This window comes from Streptomyces silvae, from assembly GCF_016745505.1.
Classification (GTDB): domain Bacteria; phylum Actinomycetota; class Actinomycetes; order Streptomycetales; family Streptomycetaceae; genus Streptomyces; species Streptomyces silvae.
Map to the genome: position 1 here is coordinate 22,304 of NZ_JAERUC010000187.1, position 26,955 is coordinate 49,258.

The following is a 26,955-nucleotide window of genomic DNA, read 5'->3' on the forward strand; positions in this document are numbered from 1 at the left end:
CGACCCAGGAGCAGTCACCATGGCCATAGACCTCACAGGCCGCCATTTCCTCAAGGAGCTGGACTTCACGGCCGAGGAGTTCCGCGGCCTGATCGCCCTGTCCGCCGAGCTCAAGGCCGCCAAGAAGGCGGGCGCCGAGGTGCAGCGGCTGCGCGGCAGGAACATCGCGCTGATCTTCGAGAAGACCTCCACGCGCACCCGCTGCGCCTTCGAGGTGGCCGCCGCCGACCAGGGGGCGTCCACGACGTACCTGGATCCGTCCGGTTCGCAGATGGGCCACAAGGAGTCCGTCAAGGACACCGCCCGGGTGCTCGGCCGGATGTTCGACGGCATCGAGTACCGGGGCGACAGCCAGGAGGCCGTCGAGGAGCTGGCGGCGCACGGCGGGGTGCCCGTCTTCAACGGGCTCACCGACGACTGGCACCCCACGCAGATGCTCGCCGACGTCCTCACGATGACCGAGCACAGCGCGAAGCCCCTGGAGGAGATCGCCTTCGCCTACCTGGGCGACGCCCGCTTCAACATGGGCAACTCCTACCTGATCACCGGAGCCCTGCTCGGCATGGACGTCCGGATCGTCGCGCCCGCCGCCTACTGGCCGGTGCAGGAGATCGTGGACCGCGCCCACGAGCTCGCGGAGACCAGCGGCGCCCGCATCACCCTCACCGAGGACGTGACCGAGGGGGTCCGCGGCGCCGACTTCGTCGTCACCGACGTCTGGGTCTCCATGGGTGAGCCCAAGGAGGTCTGGGACGAGCGGATCGCCGCCCTCGCGCCGTACTCCGTGACCATGGACGTCCTGCGCGCCACGGGCAACGCCGACGTGAAGTTCATGCACTGCCTCCCCGCCTACCACGACCTCGGTACGAAGGTCGCCAGGGAGGTGAACGAGCGGCACGGGCTGACCGAGCTGGAGGTCACCGACGAGGTCTTCGAGTCCTCGCACTCGGTCGTCTTCGACGAGGCCGAGAACCGGATGCACACGATCAAGGCGGTGCTGGTCGCGACGCTGGCAGGCGGCGCGCGGCCCGCATGAACATGCACCCGATTGGGTGAACATGCGTGCAAGTGGCTACGATGGTGCCACTTGGTGGGGTTCGGGCTCGCACGCCCGAGCCCCTTTTCATGTGCCCGGCCCGGAGTACGAGGCCTTCGAAGCGTCCGGCCCGGAGCGCACGGCCAGGTGCGAGCCCCCCACGGCTCCGTCCCCCGCACCACCAGAGAAGAGACCGTCCCCCCATGAGTCCCGCTTCCCCCACCCCACCCAGTCCCTCGCGCAGGACGGGGGCGCGCGTCAAGAGCCCCGAGCTGCTGCTCGCCGAGTCCGGAGCCGACCTGGAAGGGCACGGCCTGCGCCGCACGATGGGGCTGTTCCAGCTCGTGTGCTTCGGTGTCGGGGCGATCGTCGGCACCGGGATCTTCGTCGGACTGTCCGACAGCGTCGCCGAGGCGGGCCCCGCCGTGGTGATCTCCTTCCTCCTCGCCGCCGTCACCTGCATCTTCACCGCCTTCTCCTTCGCCGAGCTCGGCGGCGCCATCCCGGTCTCCGGCAGCTCCTACTCCTTCGCGTACGCCACGCTCGGCGAGCGGGTCGCGTTCCTCGTCGGCTGGTGCCTGCTGCTGGAGTACGGCGTCTCGGTCTCCGCCGTCGCGGTCGGATGGAGCCAGTACGTCAACGAGCTGCTGGACAGCCTCATCGGCTGGAACCTTCCCGAAGCGCTCTCCTCCGGCCCCGGCGACGGCGGCGTGGTCAACCTGCCGGCGGTCGTCGTGGTCATGATGGCGGCGACCCTGCTGGTGCGCGGCATCCGGGAGAGCGCGGGCGCCACCGCGGCGATGGCGGTGCTGAAGATCGGCATCCTCATCGCCTTCTGCGCGATCGCCTTCACCGCGTTCGAGGACGGGCACCTCTCGCCGTTCGCCTCCCACGGCATGGCCGGGATCACCGCCGGCGCCTCGGTGGCGTTCTTCTCGTACATCGGCTTCGACGCCATCACCACCGCCGGGGAAGAGGTCAGGAACCCCCGCCGGAACATCCCGATCGCGATCATGATCTGCATCGGCGTGGTCACACTGCTCTACTGCGCGGTCGCCCTCGGGGCCATCGGCGCGCTGGGCGCGGACGCCGTGGGCGACAAGCCGGCCGCGCTCTCGCTGGTCGTCGACCAGGTCACCGGATCGAGCGTCGGCGGCGGGATCATCGCCTTCGGCGCGGTCGTCGCCATCGCCTCCGTCGTCCTCGCGGTGATGTACGGCCAGACCCGGATCCTGATGTCGATGTCCCGCGACGGGCTGATCCCCCGGGTCTTCGAGCGGGTGTCGCCGAAGACCCACACGCCGGTCGCCAACACCTGGATCGTGGCGTTCGTCTTCGCGGTCCCCGCCGCGTTCTCGTCCCTCGACGTCGTCGTGAACCTGACCACCATCGGCACGCTCGCGACCATGGCGGTCGTCAATGTCGCCGTCATCGCGCTGCGCCGTCGCAACCCGGAGCTGAAGCGCTCCTTCCGGGTGCCGCTCTACCCCGTCAGCCCCGTCCTGGGCGTCGGCTTCTGCCTGTACCTGATGTACGGGACGGGCTGGACGACCTGGGTGCAGTTCGTGGTCTTCCTCGCGGTGGGCGCCCTCGTGTACGCGGCGTACGGCCGTAGCCGCTCCCGGCTCGTCAGCCCCGGGGAGCCGCGGGACCGGGCGGCCGCGGGCTTCGCGGAAGGGTGAACCAGACCGCCTTGCCGTGCTCGGTGGGGCGGTGACCGCAGGCGGAGCTGAGGGCGCGGATCAGGAGCAGCCCCCGGCCGTGCTCCTGCCACGGGTCCGGCGTGCTGCCGGGCAGCAGACGGGACAGGTTCCCCGGCGGCCCCGGGTCGTGGTCGTGGACCTCCACCTGGCAGCCGGACGCCAGGAGCTCGACCACCAGCTCGATGGGCCCCGAGCCGTCGGTGTGCTCCACGGCGTTGGCGACCAGCTCGGCGGTCAGCAGCTCGGCGGTGTCGCTGTCCGCGGGCGCGTCGAGGTCCGCCAGCGCCGTACGGATCAGGGCGCGGGCGATCGGTACGGCGGCCGTGGAGTGCGGCAGGGCGATGCGCCAGGAGGGCGGCGGGGGCGGCGCGGGGACGTCGGGCGGCAAGGCGGGAGTTTCCGTTCGGGAGCGGGACATCCGGAGAGGGACCTCCGTTCCGGGGCTGCTGGTTCCGGGACGGCGTCCTCCGCCACCGGAGGGTACGGGGTCTGTACCAGGACTTCCTGCGTTCAACCATACGAAGCGCGACGCCGCAGACATAGAGGCGGTCGACCGGCGCAAAGGGGACCTTCGCCACAGCCGGCGCGCTATCGCGCACTCCTGACGGAAGTCACGGATGAGTGATAACTTCGAAGCGCATCAGCATCGGCCCGACGGCTGGAGGGGACCCTTCCATGAGCCCGTTCACCGGCTCCGCCCCACGCACGGAGCGCTGGAAGCATCTGCGCCTGACGACGGACGACGGTGTGGCGACCGTGACACTCGCCCGCCCCGAGAAGCTCAACGCCCTCACCTTCGGCGCCTACGCCGACCTGCGCGACCTGCTCGCCGAGCTCTCCCGCGAACGCTCCGTGCGGGCCCTCGTGCTCGCCGGGGAGGGTCGCGGATTCTGCTCGGGCGGTGACGTCGACGAGATCATCGGCGCCACCCTCGCCATGGACACCGCGCAGCTCCTCGACTTCAACCGGATGACGGGACAGGTCGTCCGGGCCCTGCGCGAGTGCCCCTTCCCGGTCATCGCCGCCGTCCACGGGGTGGCCGCCGGAGCCGGAGCGGTCCTCGCCCTGGCCGCCGACTTCCGGATCGCCGCCCCGTCCGCGCGCTTCGCGTTCCTCTTCACCGCCGTCGGCCTGTCCGGCGGCGACATGGGCGCCGCCTACCTCCTGCCCCGCGTCGTCGGCCTCGGCCACGCCACCCGGATCCTCATGCTCGGCGAACCCGTCCGCGCCCCCGAGGCCGAGCGCATCGGGCTGATCAGCGAGCTGACCGGCGAGGGGGAGGCCGACACCCGCGCCGCCGCCCTGGCCAGGAGACTCGCCGACGGGCCCGCCCTCGCCCTCGCCCAGACGAAGGCGCTGCTCACCGCCGAGCTCGACATGCCGCTCGCCGCCTCGGTGGAGATGGACGCCGCCACCCAGGCCCTCCTGATGAACGGCGAGGACTACGCCGAGTTCCACGCCGCCTTCACCGAGAAGCGGCCGCCGAAGTGGCGGGGCAGGTAGCGCGATGCCCACCTCCGGCACGGGACGCATCGCGGTCATCGGCGGCGGACCCGGCGGGCTCTACGCCGCCGCCCTCCTGAAGCGGCTGGACCCCGGCCGCGAGATCACCGTATGGGAGCGCAACGCCCCCGACGACACCTTCGGCTTCGGGGTGGTCCTCTCCGACGAGACCCTCGGCGGCATCGAGCACGCCGACCCCGTCGTGTACCGCGCGCTCAGCGACGCGTTCGTCCGCTGGGACACCATCGACGTCGTGCACCGGGGCGGCACCCGGACCTCGGACGGCCACGGTTTCGCCGCACTGGGCCGCCGTACGCTGCTGCGGATCCTGCACGAGCGGTGCGCCTCCCTCGGCGTACGGCTCCGTTTCCGGACCGAGGCGCCGCCCGCCGCCGAGCTCGCCGCCCACCACGACCTCGTCATCGCCGCCGACGGGGTGCACAGCGCCACCCGCGAGGCCCACGCCCGCCACTTCCGCCCCACGGTCACCCACCACCGCAACCGCTACATCTGGCTCGCCGCCGACTTCGCGTTCGACGCCTTCCGCTTCGAGATCGCCGAGACCGAGTACGGCGTGATGCAGCTGCACGCCTATCCTTTTGCCCGCCCGTCGCCCGACCACCACCCCTCGACGAGGCCCTTCGGGCCGCCGCGTGAATCCGGCGCCTCCACCGTCATCGTCGAGATGCGCGAGGAGGTCTGGCGCGCCGCCGGCCTCGACACCTGCGACACCGCCCGGTCGGCCGAACTCTGCGCCAAGGTCTTCGCCGAAGCGCTCGGCGGGAGGCCGCTGCGCTCCAACAAGTCGTCCTGGCTCACCTTCGCCACCGTCACCAACGCGCACTGGTCGCACGGCAACACGGTCCTCATCGGCGACGCCGCCCACACCGCCCACTTCTCCATCGGCTCCGGCACCAAGCTCGCCGTCGAGGACGCCCTCGCCCTGGCCGCCTGCGTCGAGGAACAGCCCGACCTGCCCACCGCCCTCGCCGCGTACGAGGCCGAGCGCCGGCCCGTCGTGCTCTCCACCCAGCGCGCCGCCGCGGCCAGCCTGCGCTGGTTCGAGGAACTCCCGCAGTACGTCGACCAGCCGCCCCTGCGGTTCGCCTTCAACCTCCTGACCCGCAGCCGCCGCGTCACCCACGACAACCTGCGGCTGCGCGACCCGGGCTTCACGGAGGCCGTCGAGGAGGAGTTCGGCTGCCCGCCAGGCACCCCGCCGATGTTCACCCCGCTGCGGCTGCGCGGCCTCGAACTCCGTAACCGCGTCGTCGTCTCCCCCATGGACATGTACTCCGCCGCCGACGGACTGCCCGGGGACTTCCACCTCGTCCACCTCGGCGCCCGTGCGCTCGGCGGCGCCGGCCTCGTCATGACCGAGATGGTCTGCGTGAGCCCCGAGGGCCGCATCACGCCCGGCTGCGCCGGCCTCTGGACCGATGAACAGGCCGAGGCCTGGACCCGGATCACGCGCTTCGTCCACGACTCCGCCCCCGGCACCGCGATCGGCGTCCAGCTGGGCCACTCCGGCCGCAAGGGCTCCACCCGGCTGATGTGGGAGGGCATCGACCAGCCGCTGGAGTACGGCAACTGGCCGGTCAGCGCCGCCTCACCCCTGCCGTACGCGCACGGCGTCAGCCAGATCCCGCAGGAGCTGGACCGCGCGGGGATGGACACGGTCAGGGACCGGTTCGCCGAGGCCGCCCGGCGGGCCGCCCGTTGCGGATTCGACCTCCTCGAACTGCACTGCGCCCACGGCTATCTGCTCTCCGGCTTCCTCTCCCCGCTCACCAACCTGCGCACCGACGCCTACGGCGGCTCCCTGGAGAACCGCCTCCGTTTCCCCCTGGAGGTCTTCGACGCGGTCCGCGCCGTGTGGCCGGAGGACAGGCCCATGACGGTCCGGATCTCCGCCACGGACTGGGCACAGGGCGGTACGAGCGACGAGGACGCCGTTGCTGCCGCCCGCGCCTTCGCCGCCCACGGCGCGGACGCCATCGACGTCTCCACCGGCCAGGTCGTCCCGGAGGAGCGCCCCGAGTACGGCCGCTCCTACCAGACCCCGTACGCCGACCGGATCCGCAACGCCCTGGACGTGCCCGTCATCGCGGTGGGCGCCATCTCCTCCTGGGACGACGTCAACTCCCTGCTGCTCGCCGGCCGGGCCGACCTCTGCGCCCTGGCCCGCCCCCATCTGTACGACCCGCACTGGACCCTGCACGCGGCGGCCGAGCAGGGCTACACGGGGCCGGGCGTCTCCTGGCCGCTCCCGTACCGCGCGGGCAGCCGCACCCCGCCGACGGGCCGCACCGACGGCCCCAAGCCCCGGCTCACGCTCGACTGACCGCGCCGGCCGGCCGCGTCCGCCTCATTCCGGCTCCGCGGTGATCAGCAGACGGTCGGAGACGGCCTCGTAACCGATGCGCCGGTACACACCGTTGCTCGTCGGGTTCGCGAGGTCGGTGAAGAGCAGCACCTCCCGGGCGCCGTCCTCCAGCGCCACCCGGCTGACCTCCGCCGTCACCGCCGCCGCGTACCCCCGGCCCCGGTGTTCCGGAGGCGTGTAGACGTTCGCCACCCGGACCGTCCCGGCGACCCTGCGCGACACGCCCGCCAGCGACACCGGAACCCCGCCCGTCTCCCAGAGCGTCAGCCCGCCGTGCGCGGTGCGCTCGTCCACGATCCGTTCCGCGCGGTCGCCCGACTGGCCCGTCTGCTCGCCGAAGGCCCGGATCCACTCGACGAGCAGAGTCCGGTCGGCGGCGGTCGCGGTCCGGGGCGCACCCGCAGGCGCGGGGGAGGGCGGCACCAACGTGCCCAGCCGGTACAGCCGGTGCTCCTCGTCGACCCGGTGGCGCGGCCAACGGGCGGCCAGGGCACGGGCGGTGTCCCGGTCCGCGTTGACCCCGGGCAGCGCCAGCGCCTCCGTCAGCGGTCCGAGCGCCTCCGGATCCACCGTGCCCAGGATCGGCACGAAGGGCGGTGTCCGCACCAGCGCGCCGGCCACCTCGCCGTCCGCCCCGCGCCACCAGCCCAGCACCGGCGGCTCCGTGCCGTAGGCGTGCGGACCGCTCTCCCGCAGGGTGGCGGTGACCGTCAGCAGCAGGGTGTTCTCCGCGGGCCGGGCGGCCAGGGACGCCCCGGCCGCGTCCAGGAAGCGGCCGACATCGTCGGTGAAGGTCCAGGTCATGCTTCATCCTGGCGGTTCGCCCGGCCCCGGGGCACCCGATTTACGGGGGAGGAATCAGGCGCTGTCCCGCACGAACCGGGCGCCCGCGTCCCGCAGCCGGCCGTGCAGCAGCCCGAACACCTCCGCCGAGCGCCCGCCCGGCCAGTCCTTCGGCAGCAGTTCCCCGGGCAGTCCGGGATCCGCGTACGGGAGCTGCCGCCAGGAGTCCAGCGCGCGGAGGTAGTCCCGGTAGGCCTGCTCCGGATCCGGTGCGCCCTCGCCGGCGCGCGCCTCCCAGGACCGCAGCACCGGCTCCTGCTGTTCCAGGAACTCCCGGTGCAGCCCGGCGATCGCGTCCAGGTCCCACCAGCGCGCCACGGCCTCCTCGGTCGCGGCGAAGCCGAGGTGCTCCCCGCGGAACAGATCGACGTACGGGGCGAGTCCGAGGCGCTCCAGCGTGTGCCGCGTCTCCTCGTACAGTCCGGCGGGCGCGATCCACACCCCGGGCGCCGCCGTGCCGAAGCCGAGCCTGCCGAGGCGGGAGCGCAGCAGATGGCGCTTGTGGCGTTCGGCCTCCGGTACGGAGAAGACGGCGAGCACCCAGCCGTCCCCCGGCAGCGGCGCCGTACCCCGGTAGATCCGACGGTCGCCGTCGTCCAGCAGCTGGCGGGCGTCCTCCGACAAGGCGTATCCGGCCGCCCCGTCCGCCGTACGGGCCGGGGTGAGCAGCCCGCGGCGCTTGAGGCGGGAGACGGACGAGCGCACCGACGGGGCGTCGACACCGACCGCGTGCAGGAGCCGGATCAGCTCGGACACGGCCAGCGGCGCGTTGCCGGGGCGACGGCCGTAGGCGCCGTAGAGGCTGACGATCAGGGAACGCGGAGTGTGCTCGGCCACGCGATCACTCTAGAGGGGCGCCGTCCCGCAGCAGGAAGCGCTGGAGCTTTCCCGTGGCGGTCCTGGGGAGTTCGGGCAGGAACACGAAGGCGCGCGGGCACTTGTGCGGTGCCAGCTCGGCCTTCATGTGCGCCCGCAGCTCGTCGTCCGACAGCACCGCACCCTCGCGCGGCACGACGTACGCCGCGACGATCTGGCCGCGCAGCTCGTCCACGCGCCCCACCACCGCCGCCTCGGCGACGTCGGGATGGCGCAGGAGCGCCTCCTCGACCTCGGGGCCCGCGATGTTGTACCCGGCGGAGATGATCATGTCGTCGGCGCGGGCGACGTAGCGGAAGTAGCCGTCGGGCTCGCGGACATAGGTGTCGCCGGTGATGTTCCAGCCGTGGCGTACGTACACCCGCTGGCGCTCGTCGGCGAGATACCGGCAGCCGACCGGTCCGCGTACGGCCAGCAGGCCGGGCTCGCCGTCGGGCAGCTCCTCGCCGTCCTCGTCCACCACACGCGCCTGCCAGCCGGGCACGGGAACACCGGTGGTGCCGGGGCGGATCGCCCCGTCGGCGGCGGAGATGAAGATGTGCAGCAGCTCGGTCGCCCCGATGCCGTTGATGATGCGCAGCCCCGTCCGCTCGTACCAGGCCCGCCAGGTCGCGGCGGGGAGGTTCTCCCCGGCCGAGACGCAGCGGCGCAGCGCGGACAGGTCGTGGCCGTCGAGCGCGTCGAGCATCACGCGGTACGCGGTCGGCGCGGTGAACAGCACCGAGACCCGGTGGGCGGCGAGCGCCGGCAGCAGCTGTTTGGGGCCCGCCTGTTCGAGCAGCAGGGCCGAGGCGCCGGACCGCAGCGGGAAGATGACCAGCCCGCCGAGCCCGAAGGTGAAGCCGAGCGGCGGGCTGCCGGTGAACACGTCGTCGGGGCCGGGCCGAAGGACGTGCCGGGCGAACGTGTCGGCGACGGCCAGCACATCGCGGTGGGTGTGCATACAGCCCTTGGGCCGCCCGGTGGTGCCGGAGGTGAAGGCGATGAGCGCGATGTCGTCGGCGGCGGTGTCCACCGCCCTGCAGGGCCCCGGCCGGCCCGCCGCGAGCGCCGTCAGGTCGTCCGGCGCGTCACCCCCGTACGCCGTGACGCGCAGCCCGGGTACCTGTGCCGCGGCCAGGTCGTCGACCGACCGGGCGTCGCACAGGGCGTGGCCGACGCGCGCGAGGGAGCAGATGGTGGCGAGCTCCGACGCCCGCTGCTGGGCCAGCACCGTCACCGCGACCGCACCGGCCTTCATCACGGCGAGCCAGCAGGCCGCGAGCCAGGGTGTGGTGGGTCCGCGCAGCAGCACCCGGTTGCCGGGAACGACGCCCAGATCGTGTGTCAGCACCTGGGCGATCCGGTCCACCCGGTCCCGCAGCTCCCCGTAGCTCCAGATTCCGCCGTCGGCGGTCCGGAAGGCGGGTCGGCCGGGGCCGAAGCGGGCGGCGGTGCGGTCGAGCAGCTCGTACCCGCAGTTCAGCCGGTCCGGGTAGGCCAGTTCGGGAAGGTCGAAGACCAGCTCCGGCCAGTCCTCGGCGGGCGGGAGGTGGTCGCGCGCGAAGGTGTCCGTGTGCGCGCTCGCGGTACCTGACGGCTTCATGAAGCATCGCTCCCTGATCCGGCTGATCCGGCCTGATCCAAACGAAGACCCTGGTCGCTCTTGGAGCGTATCGTTTGGGTGACGGTAGTCAACGGTCCGCGATAAGTCGTGACAAGAGAGGCGCCGGTATGACGGCATTCTCCCTCGATCCCGGTCGAACCGCCTGGTGCGACGAGCTGTACACCCTCGCCCGCGATGAGCTGCGCCCCCTCGCGGAGAAGGGTGAGCCCGGCCATGTCAACCGCCCGCTCGTCGCCGCCCTCGGCGGGCTGGGGCTCCTGGAGCGGCTCCTCGGCTCGGGCGCGCTCGACCTCTGCCTGATGCGCGAGTCGCTGGCGCGCGGCTGCACCGAGGCGGAGACCGCACTCGCCCTCCAGGGCCTCGGATCCGGCCCGGTCCGCCTGGCCGGCACCGAGGCCCAGCGCGCACGGTGGCTCCCCGAGGTCAGCGCGGGCCGCGCCGTCGCCGCCTTCGCGCTCAGCGAGCCGGGCGCCGGATCCGACGCGGCGGCGCTCGCCCTCGCCGCACGGCCCGCCCCGGACGGCGGCTGGCGGCTCACCGGCGAGAAGTGCTGGATCTCCAACGCCCCCGAGGCCGACTTCTACACCGTCTTCGCCCGGACGGGCGAGGGCGCCGGAGCCCGTGGCGTCACCGCGTTCCTCGTCCCCGCCGACCGCCCCGGGCTCACCGGGACGCCCCTGGAGATGCTCTCCCCGCACCCCATCGGCGCGCTGGACTTCGACGGCGTACCGGTGAGCGCCGACGACGTGCTCGGTGAGCCAGGCCGGGGGTTCCGGGTCGCCATGGACACCCTGAACCTCTTCCGGCCCAGCGTCGGAGCGTTCGCCGTGGGCATGGCCCGTGCCGCGCTCGACGCGACCCTGGAGCACACCGCCGACCGCACCGCCTTCGGGGCCCCGCTCAAGGACCTCCAGGCGGTCTCGCACCAGGTCGCCGAGATGGCCACCCGCACCGAGGCCGCCCGCCTCCTGGTCTACGCGGCCGCCGCCGCCCACGACGCGGGGGAGCCGGGCGTGCCCCGGCGCGCCGCCATGGCCAAGCTGTACGCCACCGAGACCGCGCAGTACGTCGTCGACGCGGCCGTCCAGCTGCACGGCGCCCGCGCCCTGCGCCGCGGCCATCTGCTCGAACACCTCTACCGGGAGGTCCGCGCGCCCCGGATCTACGAGGGCGCCACCGAGGTACAGCGCACCATCATCGCCAAGGAGTTGTACGCAATCCAGGAGACCCCCGCATGAATCCGATCACCCGGATCAACCCCGCCGAACTCGCCCCGCCCACCGGCTTCTCGCACGCCGTCACCGCCACCGGAGGCCGGCTGGTCTTCCTCGCCGGCCAGACGGCGCTGGACGGCGACGGGAAGGTCGTCGGGGCCACCCTGCCGGAGCAGTTCGAGACGGCCCTGGGCAATCTGCTCACCGCCCTGCGCGCGGCGGGCGGGGCCCCGTCCGCCCTGGCCAGGGTCACCGTGTACGCCACCGATGTGGCCGACTACCGCGCCCACGTACCCGAACTGGGCGAGATCTGGCGGCGGCTGGCGGGGCGTGAGTACCCGGCGATGGCCGTCATCGGGGCGGTCAGGCTCTGGGACGAGCAGGCGAGGGTCGAGATCGACGGCATCGCCGTGCTGGACTGAGAAGGCACCGGGGGCGGTGCGGCAGGCCGCACCGCCCCCGCAACGCCTGCTGCCCGCCGGTCAGTACGGCTTGACCAGGACATGGGCGGCGCCCGGCATCCCGACCTTCAGGAGCTCGTCCTCCTCGGGCGTCGTCGCGCTGCCCGTCTCCTCCTTCAGGAGTGCGCGCGAGAGGTTCTGCACGAACATCGCGCGGGGACGGCGACGGTCCTCCCACGCGGCGAGCGCCGCCGTGACGTCGTCCTCCGCGTCCAGGGACCGGGCCAGCACCAGCGCGTCCTCCACCGCCATCGCCGCGCCCTGCGCGAGGTTCGGGGTGCTCGCGTGCGCGGCGTCACCGGCGATGACGACCCGGCCCACGTGCCAGGGGGCGTCCACCGTGACCTGCGAGATGCGCGAGTAGACGACGCCCTCCGCCGTGGTGACCGTGGCCAGCGCCTCCGCGACGGGCCCGCCGAACGCGGCGAGACGCTCACCGAGCTGCTCGTGCGCCCGCGCCGGGTCCGGGCGGAAGTCCGGCTCCTCGGCCGTCACGGCGGCCAGGTACATCAGCTCGTCCGTGATCGGGGTGAGCAGGGCCTTCGTCGACGTACGGCCGGCGCTCACCACGACGCCCTGGATCTCGGGCAGACGGGGCACGGTGACACGCCAGTTGGCGAAGCCGGTGTACTCGGGGGTGAAGCGGTCGCCGTACAGCCGGCTGCGCAGCGGGGAGCCGATGCCGTCGAAGCCGACGACGAGGTCCCAGCGGGCCGAGGAGCCGTCGGACAGGGTCACCTCGACACCGGAGCCGTCGTCGCTCAGCTCGCTGATCGTCGTACCGAAGCGGATCGGGACGCCCGCGGCGGCCGTGGCGTCGCCCAGCACCTTCGCCAGGGCGGGGCGCGGTATGCCGCTGCTCGCGGGGGCGCCGTCCATGCGGGTCTGCGGGATCTTGGCGAGCGTGGTGCCGGCCGGGTCGCAGATGGTCAGCACCTCCCACGGGAAGCCGGCCGCCACGCACGCGTCGAGGACGCCGATCTCACGCATCACGTGCAGGGCGTTCGACGGCTGGATGATGCCGACGCCGAGCGCGTCCAGCTCGTCACGGAGTTCGACGACCTCGGCGGTGTGCCCGCTCCGGGCGAGTGCCACGGCGAGGGTGAGCCCGCCGATGCCGCCACCATGGACCAGTACACGCAGGGGTGTTGTCATATCGGATCTCTCCAGGCGGGAAAGGGAGGGGAAGGGAGGAGAAGAGGTCGAAGAGGTGGGCGCCGGTCAGCCGACGGCCGCGGGCAGGCTCATCAGGTGGTCGACCAGGGCGAGCAGCACATCGCGGCCGAAGGTCCGCTCCCGGACGTCACCGACCAGCAGCGGGACATGGGGATCCAGGTCCAGGGCGGCCCGGATCTCCTCGGTGGTCCGGGTGTTGTGCCCGTGGAAGCAGTTGATCGCCACCACGAACGGGATGTCCCTGCTCTCGAAGAAGTCGATCGAGGCGAAACTCGTCTCGAGCCGGCGGGTATCGGCGATCACGACGCCGCCGAGCGCGCCGTTGACCAGGTCGTTCCACATGAACCAGAAGCGTTCCTGGCCCGGCGTGCCGAAGAGGTACACCACCAGCTCCGGGCTGACCGTGATGCGGCCGAAGTCCAGCGCCACGGTGGTGGTGTTCTTCCGGCCGACCCCGGTGAGGCTGTCGACGCCGACGCTCGCCTGGGTGAGGTACTCCTCGGTGCGCAGCGGCGCCACCTCGCTCACGGCGCCCACCAGGGTGGTCTTTCCGACGCCGAAGCCACCGGCTATGAGGATCTTGACGGCGGAAGGCGCCGTCGGACTGGTTGTCATATCGGTTCAGAGTCTCCGGAGTCCGTCTCGTACGGCGGCGAGCAGGCCCATGTCGGCGCCGCCGGACGCCCGCGCCACCGTCAGCGGGGCGCGGGCCAGCAGCAGGTCCTGGGCGACCAGATCGGCCAGCAGGATCTTGGTCACCGAGACCGGCAGATCGAGGCCGGCGGCGACCTCGGCGACCGCCGCCGGCCGGCGGCAGCGGTCCAGGATCATGCGGTGCTCCGGCTGGAGCCGGCCCACCCGCAGGGGCACACCGTGCTCGTCCACCGCCTGCTCGGCGGTGGTGAGCACGGTGATGAGGCTGAAGTCGTCCCGTTCGGGGGCGGTCCGGCCACGGGTGATCGTGTAGGGGCGCACCATGGTGTGCGCGCCGTCCTCGGTCTCCTGCTCGTCCTCCTCCTCGTAGCGGTAGGAGGTCACACCCGCTGCCCGTCCCCGGTGCCGAAGGCGTCGAAGTCGCCGCGGACCGGTGCGGTGAGCTTCTGGCCGACCTGCTGCACCAGGTTGTGCATCGCCAGCGACATCACCTCGGCGTCCACCTCCTGGGAGGCGACGACCGCGAGGTGGGTGCCCTGGCCGGCGGCGATGATGAAGAGCCAGAGGTCGGCGAGCTCGACGATCACCTGATGGACCGAACCGCCGTCGAACAGCTGGCCGACCCCGCGGGCGAGGCTCTGCTGGCCCGTGCATATCGCGGCGAGGCGCTCGGCGTCGGCGCGCTCGATGCTCCGGGAGTGGCTCACCACCAGTCCGTCGTCGGACAGCAGCACGGCGTTCAGTGTCTCGGCGACCGAGTCCACCAGACCGTCGAGCAGCCAGTCCAGATCCTGGAGGGTGGCCGTTGTGCGTGTCATGACCGTTCTTCTCTCGTAGGGGAGGGTGCGGCGGGGGCGGGGCCCGGCGGCTCCTCCGCCGCACGTGCCGCGCGCGAGCGCCGCTGGAATGCCCCGATGGCGGCACCGGCCCGCCGGGGGACGGGGCGGAGCAACGGGTTCTCGTCCCAGCTCGGGGGCCTGGGCGTGGCCGTCCGGGCGGCCGGGTCCACCCGGAGCTCGTCCACCAGGCTGGCCTGGCGGACACGGCGGGGGAGCGGGGGCTCCCCGTCCGTGGGCAGCTCCGCCCCGGCGGCGGGAGGAGCCTGGGCCGGAAGGGCCGGGGGCTCAGGGAGGCCGGCGGGTGCACCGTAGGTGTGCGGGGCGGCGCTGCCCTCGCCCGCCGGACGGTGCTGCGGGTAGGACGGTTCGGCCGCCGGATACGGGTCGTCGGCGGGATCCGCGTACGCGTGACCGGGCACGGGGTACTGGCCGGCGGCCGTCATGTACGGCTGTTCCTGGCCCGGGTAGGGCTGGTCCGCGCCTGCGTACGGGCCGTCGTCGGCCTCGGCGTACGGCGTCCGCCCGGACTCGGGGTACGAGCCCTCGGCGTACGGCTCGTCGGCGTACGGCTGTCCGGGGTCCTGGTACGCGGGGTCGCCGGTGGTGTACGGCTGGTCCGCTCCGGCGTACGGGGCGTAGGGCTGCCCCTCGGCCGGGAAGGGCTGTCCCGGCACCGGGAACGGGTCCCCGGATCCGGCGTACGGCTGCTCGGGGGCGTGCGTGTCCTCCCCGGCGGGCCGCGGCCTGGCGGTGCGGTCGGTCAGGGCCGTGACGCCGGCCATGGCCCGGCCCTGCACCCGGGTCGGCAGCGCGCCCGGAGCCCTGGGCGGGACCGCCGTCTCCGTCACCGGGGGCGCGGCGGCGGCCTGAGGCACACCGACGGGGCCGGAGCCCGGTTCGGGGACGGTCAGCTCGTCGGGGACCAGGACGACCACGCGGGTGCCACCGAAGGCGGAGGGGCGGAACTCCACCCGCAGCCCGTGCTGGTCGGCGAGGCGCGAGATCACGTAGAGGCCGAGGCGGATGTCCTCCGCGTGGGCCAGCACGTCCATCCGGGGCGGACGGCTCATCAGTTCGTTGGCCTCGCCGAGCTGGTCCTCGTCCATGCCCAGGCCGCGGTCCTCGACCTCGATGGCCAGGCCCCGGCTCACCTTCGCCGCGCGGACCTCGACGGGGCTCGGCGGCCGGGAGAAGGTCAGCGCGTTCTCGATCAGCTCCGCCAGGACATGGGAGACCGGGCCGACGGCCCGCTCGGCCAGCCACGGGGCACCGTCGAGATCCAGCACCACGCGGCGGTAGTCCTGCACCTCGCCCTGGGCGGAACGCATGACGTCCAGCAGCGGTACGGGCTTGCGCCAGCGCCGGTGCGGCGAGCCGCCCGCGAGGATCACGAGGTTCTCCTCGTACCGGCGCAGACGTGCCGTCAGATGGTCGAGGTCGAAGAGGCCGTCGAGCACCTCGGGGTCCTCGTGCCTGCGCTCCAGCTCGTCCAGCTTCTTGAGCTGCTGGCCGATCAGCTGCTGGGTACGGCGCGCGATGCGCTGGAGCAGCCGCTCGAAGCCGCGGTGCTGGTCCGCCTGCCGGACGGCGGCCTGGAGGGCGCTGGTGCGGGCCTGGTTGAGCGCGCCGCCCAGCCGGGTCAGCTCGTCGCCGCCCTCACCGGGCTCGTCGATCGCGCGGGCCTCGGCCTCGACATCGATCTTCTCGCCCTGGGCCAGCCGTTCGACGACGTCCGGCAGGGCCTTCTCCAGCTCCTCGGCCCGCTCCTGGAGCCCGGAGATGCGCCGGCGGAGGTTACGGGTGAGACGCCAGGTGGTCCAGACGACCGCGACGACCGCGAGCAGACCGATCACCGAGGTGAGGACCATCTTGAGGAGCAGGGACATGACCGTGTCCTTGCCGGTCACCATCACCGCGTCGGTGCGCTTCTCCAGCAGCTCGACCAGCTGCGGGGTCACCCCGTCCATGGCCTTGCGCCAGGTCTTCTCGTCGGCCTCCAGCTCGACGAGACCGGACCGGTCGGCAGGCGCGGGACGCAGGATCTGCGCCTCCACCTCCGTCTTGGCCTTCCAGGCGGAGCTCTCCGTCAGCGCCTGCCACCTGGTCCGTTCGTCGTCCGGGAGGTACGGGAGCACCTTGGTGTCGGCCTGGAACGACTGGCCGGAGACGGCGCCCCTGAGCTCCTGGAGGTCCTCGGCCGTGAGCTTGCCCGAGGGCCAGGCGCGGGCCAGGATCGCGTCCGAGCGGGAGATCATCTCCTTGGCCCAGAAGAGGTCCACGAGGGGCTGGCCCAGGGTGGTCACCTCGCCGTTGTCCACATGGCTGAGGGCCGAGAACAGCTCCAGGTCCACGGCGATCAGGTCGGTGTAGTAGCCGTAGACGACCGCCTGCCGGCCGCTGTCGCCCTCGTCGACCAGGGTGCGCTGGGCGGGCAGCTGGTTGATGGCCGCCCGGGCCCTGCCGACGGCGTCCAGGACCTCGTCGGGCGCGTCGTCCGCGCTCACGTCCGAGAGGGTCTCGAAGGTCGTGACCGCCTCGTCGGTGCGCGTGCGCTGCTGCTTCAGCGCCGTACGGGAGGCGTCGGGGCGGGCCAGCGCCTCCGCGCTGAGCCGGCGCTCCTCCTGCAGGTTGTAGTACACGATGTTGGACGGTTGGCCTGCCTTCTCGGCCAAGAGTCCCTGGGCTGCCTGGCGTTGGAAGTCCAGGAATGTCTGACCACTGGTCACGGCCCACAGGGCTGCCAGTGCGACTCCGGGGACGATCGCCAGGACGAGAAGGGCCGTCCGCAACGACATGGGTGCCGAGTCGGTCCGCCGTGACGCGCGCGTGCGCAGGGGATGCTCCTTGACGATGATGCCAGCCGGTGACTGGTCAAATACGTTGAGAACTTGGACACATGGATATTAGCCACAGTGCAAAAGAGAAGAAAAAGTGGCCTCACATGTGCAACACGGCATGCGCACGCTCTGTTCACGTCTCTCCGTCGAAGTGTCGGAGATGCCTGCCGTGCCCAGGTAGCGGCGCATGCGCTCCGGAGTGAGGCTGAAGGTGCGGCACAGACGTTCGGCGGCACCCCGGGAGGTGAGGGCCATGACCGTTGGACCCTCTCCGCACACCGTGAACCGGTCACCCGACGGCGACGGCCTCACGGTCCGTGACGGACCGCCCGGCCATCTGCGCCTCGCCGGCCGGGTCCACGGGATGCCCGACGAAGTCCCCGACGTGCCGCTGCATCTGCCCCTGGATGCCGACCGGGTGCTCCGGCCGGACACGCGATCCGGGCCGGGTGCGGCGGAAGAAGCCCACGTCATGCCGTGTGACGGTGGGCGAACAGGGCAGACGCCGTCCTGTGAGCACAGCGGGACGAGGACCGACCACCACCGACGCCGACCGTAAGCAGCGGGCCGGACGCCGCGCGGCGCGCCGGACGGGTGAACGGGGCCAGGGGATATATCTGTATTCGGTGCCCTTTGTTCCGGACCACCCGTCGTGATCGCACTCATCCTCTGCCACTTCGCGCTGGCGGCATGCGCGCCGCCGCTCGTGCGACGGCTCGGCAGGTACGCCTTCGTCGTGCTCGCACTGCCCCCCGCCGCCACCACGGTGTGGGCGGCCACCGAATGGGGCGGCACCGAAGCGGGCCGGGCGGTCACCTGGTCGTGGGAGTGGATCGGTACGTACGACGTGTCGCTCGCCCTGCGCCTGGACGCGCTCGCCGAGCTGATGGTGCTGCTCGCGGCCGGGGTGGGCGCCCTCGTCCTGCTGTACTGCGCGTCCTACTTCACCGACCGCTCCCCCCAACTGGCGCCCTTCGCAGGGAACCTGCTGGCCTTCGCCGGCGCGATGCTCGGCCTCGTCCTCGCGGACGACCTCATCACCCTGTACGTGTTCTGGGAACTGACCACCGTCTTCTCGTACCTGCTGATCGGCCACACCAGCGAACGCAAGCAGAACCGCCGCTCCGCCCTCCAGGCACTGACGGTCACCACACTGGGCGGCCTGGCCATGCTGGTCGGCTTCCTGATCCTCGGCGAGGCGGCGGGCACCTACCGGATCTCCGAGATCGTCGCCGACCCGCCCGAGGCGACCCTCGCCGTGTCCGTGGCCGTCGTCCTCGTGCTGTGCGGGGCCCTGTCCAAGTCGGCGATCTGGCCGTTCAGCCTCTGGCTGCCGAACGCGATGGCCGCGCCCACCCCCGTCAGCGCCTACCTGCACGCCGCGGCCATGGTCAAGGCCGGTGTCTACCTGGTGGCCCGGCTCGCCCCCGCCTTCGCCGACGTCCCCGTCTGGCGGCCCGTCGTCCTGGTGCTCGGCGGGGCGACGATGCTCCTGGGCGGCTGGCGTGCCCTGCGCCTGCACGACCTCAAGCTCGTCCTCGCCTACGGGACCGTCAGCCAGCTCGGCTTCCTCACCGTGCTCGCCGGGGCGGGCAACCGCAACGCCGCGCTCGCCGCCGCCGCGCTGATCCTCGGTCACGCCCTGTTCAAGGCGGCGCTGTTCCTCGTCATCGGCATCGTGGACCACGCCACCGGCACCCGCGACCTGCGCAAGCTCTCCGGCCTCGCCCGCACCATGCCGTACGTCTGCGGGGCCGCGGTGCTCGCCGCCGCCTCCATGGCCGCCCTGCCGCCCCTCCTCGGATTCGCCGCCAAGGAGGCCGCCTTCGACGCGTTGCAGCACGGGGACACCGTCGACCGCTGGCTGCTGGCCGTCGCCGTGGCCGGCTCGGTGCTGACCGTCGCGTACACCCTGCGCTTCGTCTGGGGGGCCTTCGCCCGTAAGCCCGGTGTCGCCGACACCCCCGCCCACCACGTCGGCGCCGCGCTCCTGGCCCCGCCCGCCGTCCTCGCCGTCGCCGGGCTGGTGCTCGGCCCCGGCGTCGGATGGACGGACCGGCTGTTCGCCGCGTACGCCGACACCTTCCCCGCTCCCGCGCACCCGTACCACCTCGCGCTCTGGCACGGCTTCGGGACGGCCCTGCTGCTCTCCGCCGTCAGCTGGGCGGGCGGCGCCGTGCTCTTCGCGGGACGTACGACGGTCACCCGGATCTCCCGGCGCGTCGCCTGGCCGACCGCCGACAGCGTCTTCGGGCACATCCTCCTCGGCCTGGAACGGGTCGCCCTCCAGGTCACCGGCTTCGTCCAGCGCGGCTCCCTCTCCGGCTACCTGGCGATCACCCTGATGGTGATGCTCTCCGGCCAGCTCGCGGTCCTGGTCACGGACCAGCCCTGGGAGGGGGCGGTCGCCCCCCGGGTGTGGGACGCCCCGCTCCAGGGCGCGGTGGCCGTGCTGACCTGTGCGGCCGCCCTCTCCTGCCTGACCGTCAGCCGCCGCATGAAGGCCGTCGTGCTGGCCGGACTGACCGGTTACGGCGCCGCGCTCCTCTTCGTCGTCCAGGGCGCGCCCGACCTGGCGCTCACCCAGTTCTGCGTCGAGACCGTCTCGATGATCGTGTTCGTCCTGGTCCTGCGCCGGCTGCCGGTGCGCTTCGAGGAGTCGATCGGCACCTGGCGGCGGGCGCTGCGGATCCCGGTGGCCCTGGGCGCGGCGGCGACCGTCGGCACGGCCGTCTGGGTGGCGGGCGCCGCACGGGTCGCCGAGCCCGCGGGCGCGGCCATGGTGAGGGAGGTCGAACACCACGGACTCAAGGACGTGGTCGCCACCATCCTGGTCGACCTGCGGGCCTGGGACACGATGGGGGAGTCCGCCGTCCTCGCCGCTGCGGCGATCGGCGTGACCAGCCTCATCTATCTGCACCGCCGCGGCGAGGCGACGATGAGCAGGGAGGAACTCCAGGGGGAGACCGCCTGGGCGCTCTCCGGACGGCGGCTGACCGGTCTGCCGCAGGGCGACGACACCGCGCCCGAACGCAGCTGGCTGGCGGCCGGCTCCACCCTCGCGCCCGAACACCGGTCCATCGTCTTCGAGGTGGTGGCCCGGCTGCTCTTCCACCCCATCCTGGTGCTCTCCCTGTACCTGCTGTTCTGCGCCGAGAACATGCCGGGCGGCGGCTTCGTCGCGGGACTCGTCGCGGGGCTCGGGCTCATCACCCGCTATCTGGCGGGCGGCAGATTCGAACTCGCGGAGGCCGCGCCGCTCCAGCCCGGACTCTTCACCGGACTCGGACTCTTCGTGTCCACCGGGGTCGCCCTGGGCGGCCTCGCCGAGGGAACCGTGCTGCACGCCTGGACCTACCACGGCCATCTGCCCCTGTTCGGCGACTTCCACCTGAGCACCTCGGTCCTCTTCGACTTCGGTGTCTATCTGCTGGTGCTCGGCGTGGTCCTCGACATCGTGCGGGCGCTGGGCGCCAAGGTCGACCGGCAGATCGAACGGGCGGCGGGCGCACTGACCCCCGCGGCGGACACCGGGAAGGGGGAGCCCCAGCAATGATCATGAGCGCCTCACTCCTCGCCACAGCGGTCGTCCTCTGCGCGGTCGGCGGCATCCTCATGCTCACCCGGCCCCTCACCCGGATCCTGCTCGGCGCGGTGATCGCCAGCAACGGCATCAACCTGCTGGTCCTCTCGTCGACCGGCTCGGCGGGCGCCGCACCCCTGCTCTACGGTGTGCCGCTGCGCCGGGTCACCGACCCGCTGCCCCAGGCCATCGCCCTCACCGCGATCGTCATCACCCTTGCGACCACGGCCTTCCTCCTCGCCATGGCCTACCGCAGCTACCAGCTGACCGGCACGGACGAGGTCCACGACGACCTGGAGGACCGGCGCATCTTCCTGCGCGCCGAGGTGCTGGGGGAGCGGGCCGAGCTCCGGGAGGAGTACCGGGCGGGGCCCAGACCCACACGGGAGGAACGCGCCCACTACCGCCAGGAACACCGCCGGCTGCGCGCCCGCCTCCGCGCCGACCGCGCCCTCCAGGCGCGCGGCAGGGACGCCGGCGGAGACCTGTGGAACGACGTGCTGGGAGCCGACCCGGAGGACTACGTGAACGACAAGGACGACGACCGAGGAGCCACCGGATGAACCAACTCGTCCCGCTGCCGGTCCTGCTGCCCCTCTGCGCCACCGGCGTGAGCCTCGCCTTCGGTACGAGGCTCGCGCGCTTCCAGCGCTTCATCAGCGTCGCCGTCCTCACCGCCGTCCTCGGGCTCTCCGTGGTGCTGATGGTCGCCGCCGACCGCCAGGGCCCCCTCTCGGTCCACCTCGGCGACTTCGCCCCGCCGCTCGGCATCACCCTGGTCGCCGACCGGCTGGCCGGGCTGATGCTGACCGTCTCCTCGGCGGTCACCCTCGCCGTCCTGGTCTACTCGCTCGGCCAGGGCATGGCGGACCGGGACAAGGAGACGCCGGTCGCCGTCTTCCACCCCGCCTATCTCATCCTGGTAGCCGGGGTCTCCCTCACGTTCATCGCGGGCGACCTCGTCAACCTCTACGTCGGCTTCGAGATCATGCTGGTCGCCAGCTTCGTCCTGCTCACGCTCGGCGGCACCGGCCCCCGGATCCGGGCCGGCTCCACGTACGTGATCATCTCGCTGTTCTCCTCGATGCTGTTCCTCACGGCCATCGCCATGACGTACGCCGCCACCGGCACCGCCAACCTGGCCCAGCTCGCCGTCCGGCTGCCCGAACTCCCCCTCGGTGTGCAGACCCTCGTCCAGGCCATGCTGCTCACCGTCTTCGCCATCAAGGCCGCCGTCTTCCCCCTCGCCGCCTGGCTGCCCGACTCCTACCCGACGGCGCCCGCGCCCGTCACCGCCGTCTTCGCGGGCCTGCTGACGAAGGTCGGCATCTACTGCATGCTGCGGACCGAGACCCTGCTCTTCCCCGGCAACCGGCTCGGCGACCTGCTGATGGCCCTCGCCCTGGCCTCGATGATCGTGGGCATCCTCGGGGCGGTCGCCCAGACCGACCTCAAGCGGCTGTTCTCCTTCACCCTGATCAGCCACATCGGTTACATGGTCTTCGGGATCGGCCTCGCCACCCGCGAGGCGTACGGGGGCGCGATCTTCTACGTCGCCCACCACATCACCGTCCAGACCTCGCTCTTCCTCGTGGCGGGACTCATCGAACGCCGGGGCGGCACCAACGAACTCACCCGCCTCGGCGGAATGGCCCGCTCCGCTCCGCTCCTGGCGGCCCTCTTCTTCGTCCCGGCGATGAACTTCGCCGGGATCCCGCCGTTCTCCGGATTCATCGGGAAGCTCGGACTGATGCGCGCCGGGGTGTCGGACGGCAGTGTCTGGGCCTGGATCCTCGTCGCGGGCGCCACCGTGACGAGCCTGCTCACCCTGTACGTGATGGCCAAGATCTGGAACCTGGCCTTCTGGCGCACCGAGCCTCCGGGCCAGGCCGCCTACGGCACCGTCCTGGAGGCCGCCGACGACAGCGACGACGACGATCCCGACACCGGGCCGGACCGCATCCCCGGCACCGGCGACGAGGGGATCGGTCCCGTGCCGGCCGGCCAGACCCTGGCTGCCACCCTCCAGGGACGGGCCGTCACCACCACGATCCGCCCGCCGAGGGCCATGACGGCGGCCACCGCCGGGGCCGTCCTGCTCGGCCTCGCCTTCACCGTCCTGGCCGGTCCGCTGGCCGCCTTCACCGACCGCTCGGCGGCCGAACTCATCGCGCGCAGTCCCTATGTGGAGGAGGTGCTCGGCCGGTGAGGCGCCTGATCACCCTGTCGTACCACAACCCCGATCTGCCCCCGTTCAGCATCGAGTTCGCCGGCCGCCGGCGCCGGGTGCTCGACCTTCCGCTGATCGCCTGGCTCACCCTGATCTGGGTCCTGCTCTGGTCCACCCTGACCTGGGCCAACGTCGTCACCGGCGCGGTCGTCGCGGTGGCCGTCTGTCTGGCGTTCCCGCTGCCCCAGGTCGACCTGGGGCTCCGTCTGCACCCCTGGGGCATCATCCGGCTCGCCGCCTATCTGCTCTACGACATGTACACCTCGGGGGTGAAGGTGACCCGGCAGATCTTCGCCGGCCGCCCGCACCGGCCCGCCGTCATCGGCGTACCGCTGCGGTGCCGCAGCGACCTGATGCTCGCCGCGACCGCCGTCTCCGTGTCGAACACGCCGGGCGGCTCCGTCGTCGAGGTGCGCAGGGCCACAGCCACGCTCTTCCTGCATGTGCTGGACGCGGACGACCCGGCCGGGCTGGAGACAGCCCGGCGCTCCGTCTGGAAGCTGGAGGAGCTGACGGTCCGGGCCTTCGGCACCTCCGACGAGATCGAGCGGGTGTCCGAGCCCCCGCCGCCGGTCTCCGGATCGGACAGCGGCTCCGGCTCGGACCCCGGCTCCGGCTCGGACAGCGGCTCGGACACCGGGGAGGAGACCTCATGAGCGGCCCCGAGACCTTCGACCGTGTGCTGATGACCTGCGCCGTCGTGTTCGTCGTCGTGGCGGGCGCGCTGCTGCTGTTCCGGATCAGCCGGGGGCCCTCCATGCTCGACCGGGCTATCGCCCTCGACGTCTTCGCCGCGGTGGTCATCGCGGGCCTGGGCGCCAAGTCCGCGTTCGCCCGTGACTCGTTCTACTTCCCGATCATGCTGGTGCTCGCGTTCCTCGGCTTCACCGGCTCGGTGGGCATCGCCCGCTTCATCGCCGTACGCGACAAACCGCTGTCACGCCGCAGGGCCGGCGGGAAGGAGGGGCAGCGGTGAACGTCTGGTCGCAGGTCGCGGACACGGCCGGGGCGGTGCTCGTGTTCCTCGGAGCGGCGATCTCGCTCCTCGGCGTCGTCGGCATGGTCAAGCTGCCCGACGTCCTCTCCCGCAGCCATGCGGCGACCAAGCCGCAGACCCTCGGCCTGTTGCTCGTGCTGGCCGGGGTCGGGCTGCGGCTGCACAGCGGGATGGACCTGGCGACGCTGGCCCTCATCGGCTTCTTCCAGCTGATGACAGGACCGGTGGCCGCGCACCTGGTGGCGCGGTCGGCGTACCGGACGGGGCAGATCGAGCGTGGAGAGCTCCTGTTCGACGACCTGGACGCGCAGCTGACCGAGCCGGAGCCGGAGACCGAACCCGGCACCGAACCGGAGCCCGGCACCGGTCCCGAGCGCGACCAGGGATAGACGCCCGGCCTCCCGGTATCCCCACGCCTCGCACACGTTTTCTGCGATGATGCGGCGGCAATCACCGGGCGCTGGGGGGCGTATGGGAAGCACGGGTACGGTGCTGCGCGAATTGCGCGGCGCACAGAAGTCGTCCAAGGGTGTCTCGCTCTATTCGCGGTACGTGAACCGCCCGGCCGGGCGGCTGCTCGCCGCCGGCGCTTTCCGGGCGCACCTGACGCCCAATCAAGTCACTTTGATCAGTGCGGCGTTCACCTTCACCGCCATCGCGGCCGTGGCGCTCGTGGAACCGTCCTGGTGGCTCGGGATCCTCGTCTACGCGGGGCTGGCCGTGGGCTTCGCCTTCGACTCGGCCGACGGTCAGCTCGCCCGTCTGACCGGGCGGGGCGGGCCGGACGGCGAGTGGCTCGACCATGTCGTGGACTGCGCGAAGATGATCCTCGTCCACAGCGCCGTACTGATCGCGTTCCACCGCTCCGGCTCCCTGCCCGGTGAGGGCTGGCTCCTGCTGCCGCTCGGCTTCCTCTTCACCGCCGTGCTCACCTTCTGCGCGGGACTGCTGCGGGAACAGCTCGGCAGGGCCGCGGTCGGCACCGCACCGGCACCCGCGGCCGCCGGTGCCCCGGTGTCCCGGATCCGGGCCGTGGCGCTGCTGCCCGCGGACTACGGGGTCTTCTGCCTGGTCTTCCTGCTGCTCGGCGTACCCGGCGCGTTCCGGGCCGGGTACGCCGTCCTCGCGGCCGTGCACGCGCTGTTCCTGGTGGCGTTCCTGGTCAAGTGGTTCAGGGAGCTGAAAGCGCTCCGGGCCGGCTGACGAGCACGTCCAGTGCGCGGCGCAGCTGGGTGCTGGACGTGTGCACCGTGTACGGGAAGTAGACGACCTCCACCCCGACCTCGGCGAAGTCGCGCTCCAGACGCTCGCCCTTCTCCGTACCGCGCCAGTCGTCGCCCTTGAAGATGACGTCGAAGCGGACCTGCTGCCAGGTCTCGACCTTGTCCGGGACGGTCTCCACGAACGCCGCGTCCACATGGCGCACACTGCGCACGATCTCCAGCCGCTCGGGCAGCGGGATCACCGGTCTGTGGCCCTTGGCCAGCTCCGCCATCTCGTCGGAGACGACTCCGGCCACCAGGTAGTCGCACTGGCTGCGGGCGTGCCGCAGGATGTTGAGGTGGCCGACGTGGAACAGGTCGTACACCCCCGGCGCGTAACCGACTCTGTGCTGCACCATCCGTTCTCTCCCCCCACGGTGGAACTGGTTCAACGACCTTACTGTGAAGAACACTTGTGCATCCCGTGAACGGATAAGCTCGGAGGAAGGGCTGTTCCGGGGGGAAGGCGATCATCCGTTGTCCGCTGCTGAGCATCTGAGACCGTTCAAAAACCGCAGACTTCTCGTGGTCTCCACCAACTACGCCCCCGAGCTGACGGGCATCGGCCCGTACGCCACGCAGCTCGCCGAGCACTGGGCGGCGTCCGGGGCCACGACCGAGGTGCTGGCCGGTATGCCGCACTACCCCGCCTGGCGCGTGGACGAGCGGTACCGGGGTGCCTGGCGGAGGGAGGAGAACCGCGAGGGGGTGCGGGTGCACCGCCGCCGCCACTACGTTCCGCCCCGTCAGACCGCCCTCAGACGCGGGGCGTTCGAGGCGTCCGTGCTCCTCCACGGGATGCTCGCACCGCCACCCGGCCGCTTCGACGCGGTGGTCTCCCAGATGCCGAGCCTCGCGGGCGGTGTGCTCGCCGCCCGGCTGGCGCGCCGTCTGCGGGTGCCCCACATACCCGTCGTCCAGGACCTGATGGGCGCCGCAGCCGCGCAGAGCGGCATCCGCGGGGGAGGCAGGGCGGCGGAGGTCGCCGCGAAGGCCGAGCGTTACGCGCTGCGCGGTGCGGCCCTCGTCGGCGTCATCCACGAGAGCTTCAGGGAGGGCGTGACCGCCCTCGGGGTGGACCCCGGGCGGATCAGGGTCGTCCCCAACTGGACGCATGTGCACGCCCCTTCGGCGGACCGTGCCGCCACCCGGGCGCGCCTGGGCTGGACCGGGGACACGCCCGTACTGCTGCACTCGGGGAACATGGGCCTCAAGCAGGGGCTCGACGTCCTGGTCGGCCTGGCGCGGCTGGCCCCGGACATCCGGGTCGTCCTGATGGGCGACGGGAACCAGCGCGACGGACTGCGCGAGCGGGCCGCGGGCCTGCCCAACCTCGACTTCCTCCCGCCTGCGGGCGCGGACGACTTCACCGATGTGCTGGCCGCCGCCGATGTCCTCGCGGTGACCCAGCGGGCCTCCGTGCTCGACATGAGCGTGCCGTCCAAGCTCACCTCGTACTTCGTCTCGGGGCGCCCCGTCGTCGCCTCGGTGGCCGACGAGGGCGGTACGGCCGACGAGGTGCGCCGCTCGGGAGCCGGTGTCCTGGTGGCGCCCGAGGACCCGGCCGCGCTCCTCGCCGCCGTACGCCGGCTGGCCGCCGATCCGCCGGCGGCGGACGCGCTGGGGGCGCACGGTCCGCGGTACGTCGCACAGCACCTGAGCAGGGAGGCGGGGCTCGCCCGCTTCGACGCCCTGCTCGCCGAGGCACTCGGGGACGCCGGGGCATCCGGGGACGCCGGGGCATCCGGG

General features: G+C 72.4%; 25 protein-coding genes. 14 read left to right on the forward strand and 11 right to left on the reverse strand.

Annotated features, from left to right (window positions below):
• Positions 1–19 precede the first annotated feature (19 nt).
• On the forward strand, positions 20–1,036 hold the full coding sequence (argF, locus tag JKV81_RS30145; protein ID WP_202078825.1) for an ornithine carbamoyltransferase: 1,017 nt from the start codon (positions 20–22) through the stop codon (positions 1,034–1,036).
• Positions 1,037–1,239: 203 nt separating this feature from the next.
• On the forward strand, positions 1,240–2,718 hold the full coding sequence (locus tag JKV81_RS30150; RefSeq protein WP_129266042.1) for an amino acid permease: 1,479 nt from the start codon (positions 1,240–1,242) through the stop codon (positions 2,716–2,718).
• Here the strand turns inward: JKV81_RS30150 and JKV81_RS30155 are convergent.
• Positions 2,666–3,127 (reverse strand): ATP-binding protein, encoded by a 462-nt coding sequence (locus tag JKV81_RS30155; protein ID WP_129266043.1) that lies wholly within the window; start codon positions 3,125–3,127, stop codon positions 2,666–2,668. The two genes, JKV81_RS30150 and JKV81_RS30155, sit on opposite strands and share 53 nt — an antisense overlap.
• 287 nt (positions 3,128–3,414) lie before the next feature.
• Here JKV81_RS30155 and JKV81_RS30160 point away from each other — a divergent pair, with 287 nt between their 5' ends.
• Both JKV81_RS30160 and JKV81_RS30165 read left to right on the forward strand, forming a co-directional pair.
• Positions 3,415–4,242 (forward strand): enoyl-CoA hydratase family protein, encoded by an 828-nt coding sequence (locus tag JKV81_RS30160; RefSeq protein ID WP_129266044.1) that lies wholly within the window; start codon positions 3,415–3,417, stop codon positions 4,240–4,242.
• 4 nt (positions 4,243–4,246) lie between these two features.
• Positions 4,247–6,586 (forward strand): bifunctional salicylyl-CoA 5-hydroxylase/oxidoreductase, encoded by a 2,340-nt coding sequence (locus tag JKV81_RS30165; RefSeq protein ID WP_202078827.1) that lies wholly within the window; start codon positions 4,247–4,249, stop codon positions 6,584–6,586.
• A gap of 24 nt (positions 6,587–6,610) precedes the next feature.
• Here JKV81_RS30165 and JKV81_RS30170 read toward each other — a convergent pair whose 3' ends face one another.
• From JKV81_RS30170 to JKV81_RS30180, 3 genes are read right to left on the reverse strand one after another with little or no spacing between them, the layout of a single operon-like run.
• Positions 6,611–7,432, reverse strand: coding sequence for a GNAT family N-acetyltransferase (locus JKV81_RS30170; RefSeq protein ID WP_202078829.1), 822 nt, complete (start codon positions 7,430–7,432; stop codon positions 6,611–6,613).
• A gap of 54 nt (positions 7,433–7,486) precedes the next feature.
• A complete protein-coding gene (locus tag JKV81_RS30175; RefSeq protein ID WP_202078831.1) occupies positions 7,487–8,308 on the reverse strand; it encodes a PaaX family transcriptional regulator in 822 nt (273 codons plus the stop codon).
• 4 nt (positions 8,309–8,312) lie between these two features.
• On the reverse strand, positions 8,313–9,932 hold the full coding sequence (locus tag JKV81_RS30180; protein WP_202078833.1) for an AMP-binding protein: 1,620 nt from the start codon (positions 9,930–9,932) through the stop codon (positions 8,313–8,315).
• A 128-nt stretch (positions 9,933–10,060) separates the two neighbouring features.
• Here JKV81_RS30180 and JKV81_RS30185 point away from each other — a divergent pair, with 128 nt between their 5' ends.
• Both JKV81_RS30185 and JKV81_RS30190 read left to right on the forward strand, forming a co-directional pair.
• Positions 10,061–11,191, forward strand: coding sequence for an acyl-CoA dehydrogenase family protein (locus tag JKV81_RS30185; protein WP_202078835.1), 1,131 nt, complete (start codon positions 10,061–10,063; stop codon positions 11,189–11,191).
• Entirely contained in the window at positions 11,188–11,589 is a 402-nt protein-coding gene (locus JKV81_RS30190; protein ID WP_202078837.1) for a RidA family protein, read from the forward strand. The genes JKV81_RS30185 and JKV81_RS30190 overlap by 4 nt, the downstream gene beginning before the upstream one ends.
• 60 nt (positions 11,590–11,649) lie before the next feature.
• On the opposite strand, the gene JKV81_RS30195 is transcribed toward JKV81_RS30190, so the two are convergent.
• From JKV81_RS30195 to JKV81_RS30220, 6 genes are all read right to left on the reverse strand, one after another.
• Positions 11,650–12,783: an FAD-dependent monooxygenase gene (locus JKV81_RS30195; protein ID WP_202078839.1), complete on the reverse strand. Its 1,134-nt coding sequence runs from the start codon at positions 12,781–12,783 to the stop codon at positions 11,650–11,652.
• 66 nt (positions 12,784–12,849) lie between these two features.
• The gene (locus JKV81_RS30200; protein WP_202078841.1) at positions 12,850–13,419 is read right to left on the reverse strand and encodes a GTP-binding protein; all 570 of its coding nucleotides are present in this window, start codon (positions 13,417–13,419) and stop codon (positions 12,850–12,852) included.
• A 6-nt stretch (positions 13,420–13,425) separates the two neighbouring features.
• Entirely contained in the window at positions 13,426–13,782 is a 357-nt protein-coding gene (locus JKV81_RS30205) for a DUF742 domain-containing protein (protein ID WP_202078861.1), read from the reverse strand.
• Between the two features lie 56 nt (positions 13,783–13,838).
• Positions 13,839–14,276 carry a roadblock/LC7 domain-containing protein gene (locus tag JKV81_RS30210; protein ID WP_202078843.1) on the reverse strand — a complete coding sequence of 146 codons (438 nt, stop codon included), beginning with the start codon at positions 14,274–14,276 and terminating at the stop codon, positions 13,839–13,841.
• A complete protein-coding gene (locus JKV81_RS30215; RefSeq protein WP_202078845.1) occupies positions 14,273–17,092 on the reverse strand; it encodes a sensor histidine kinase in 2,820 nt (939 codons plus the stop codon). Before JKV81_RS30215 ends, JKV81_RS30210 begins: the two co-directional genes overlap by 4 nt.
• A gap of 331 nt (positions 17,093–17,423) precedes the next feature.
• The gene (locus JKV81_RS30220; protein WP_202078846.1) at positions 17,424–17,603 is read right to left on the reverse strand and encodes a hypothetical protein; all 180 of its coding nucleotides are present in this window, start codon (positions 17,601–17,603) and stop codon (positions 17,424–17,426) included.
• Between the two features lie 183 nt (positions 17,604–17,786).
• On the opposite strand from JKV81_RS30220, the gene JKV81_RS30225 reads away from it, so the two are divergent.
• The 7 genes from JKV81_RS30225 to JKV81_RS30255 all read left to right on the forward strand — a co-directional run bounded on the left by JKV81_RS30225 (position 17,787) and on the right by JKV81_RS30255 (position 25,147).
• Complete coding sequence (locus tag JKV81_RS30225; protein WP_202078849.1) at positions 17,787–20,690, forward strand: Na+/H+ antiporter subunit A; 2,904 nt, start codon at positions 17,787–17,789, stop codon at positions 20,688–20,690.
• Positions 20,687–21,280, forward strand: a complete 594-nt coding sequence (locus JKV81_RS30230; protein ID WP_202078851.1) for a Na(+)/H(+) antiporter subunit C — start codon at positions 20,687–20,689, stop codon at positions 21,278–21,280. The genes JKV81_RS30225 and JKV81_RS30230 overlap by 4 nt, the downstream gene beginning before the upstream one ends.
• Entirely contained in the window at positions 21,277–22,926 is a 1,650-nt protein-coding gene (locus tag JKV81_RS30235; RefSeq protein ID WP_202078853.1) for a Na+/H+ antiporter subunit D, read from the forward strand. Before JKV81_RS30230 ends, JKV81_RS30235 begins: the two co-directional genes overlap by 4 nt.
• On the forward strand, positions 22,923–23,603 hold the full coding sequence (locus tag JKV81_RS30240) for a Na+/H+ antiporter subunit E (protein WP_129266054.1): 681 nt from the start codon (positions 22,923–22,925) through the stop codon (positions 23,601–23,603). Before JKV81_RS30235 ends, JKV81_RS30240 begins: the two co-directional genes overlap by 4 nt.
• Positions 23,600–23,923: an MrpF/PhaF family protein gene (locus JKV81_RS30245; protein WP_129266055.1), complete on the forward strand. Its 324-nt coding sequence runs from the start codon at positions 23,600–23,602 to the stop codon at positions 23,921–23,923. Before JKV81_RS30240 ends, JKV81_RS30245 begins: the two co-directional genes overlap by 4 nt.
• Positions 23,920–24,333, forward strand: a complete 414-nt coding sequence (gene mnhG, locus JKV81_RS30250; protein WP_129266056.1) for a monovalent cation/H(+) antiporter subunit G — start codon at positions 23,920–23,922, stop codon at positions 24,331–24,333. The genes JKV81_RS30245 and mnhG overlap by 4 nt, the downstream gene beginning before the upstream one ends.
• A gap of 82 nt (positions 24,334–24,415) precedes the next feature.
• Positions 24,416–25,147, forward strand: coding sequence for a CDP-alcohol phosphatidyltransferase family protein (locus JKV81_RS30255; protein WP_202078855.1), 732 nt, complete (start codon positions 24,416–24,418; stop codon positions 25,145–25,147).
• Here the strand turns inward: JKV81_RS30255 and JKV81_RS30260 are convergent.
• A complete protein-coding gene (locus JKV81_RS30260) occupies positions 25,116–25,565 on the reverse strand; it encodes an FAD synthase family protein (protein WP_099176651.1) in 450 nt (149 codons plus the stop codon). The two genes, JKV81_RS30255 and JKV81_RS30260, sit on opposite strands and share 32 nt — an antisense overlap.
• Positions 25,566–25,731: 166 nt before the next feature.
• On the opposite strand from JKV81_RS30260, the gene JKV81_RS30265 reads away from it, so the two are divergent.
• Positions 25,732–26,955 (forward strand): glycosyltransferase (locus JKV81_RS30265; RefSeq protein ID WP_202078857.1); only part of this gene is annotated, 1,224 nt, incomplete at its 3' end.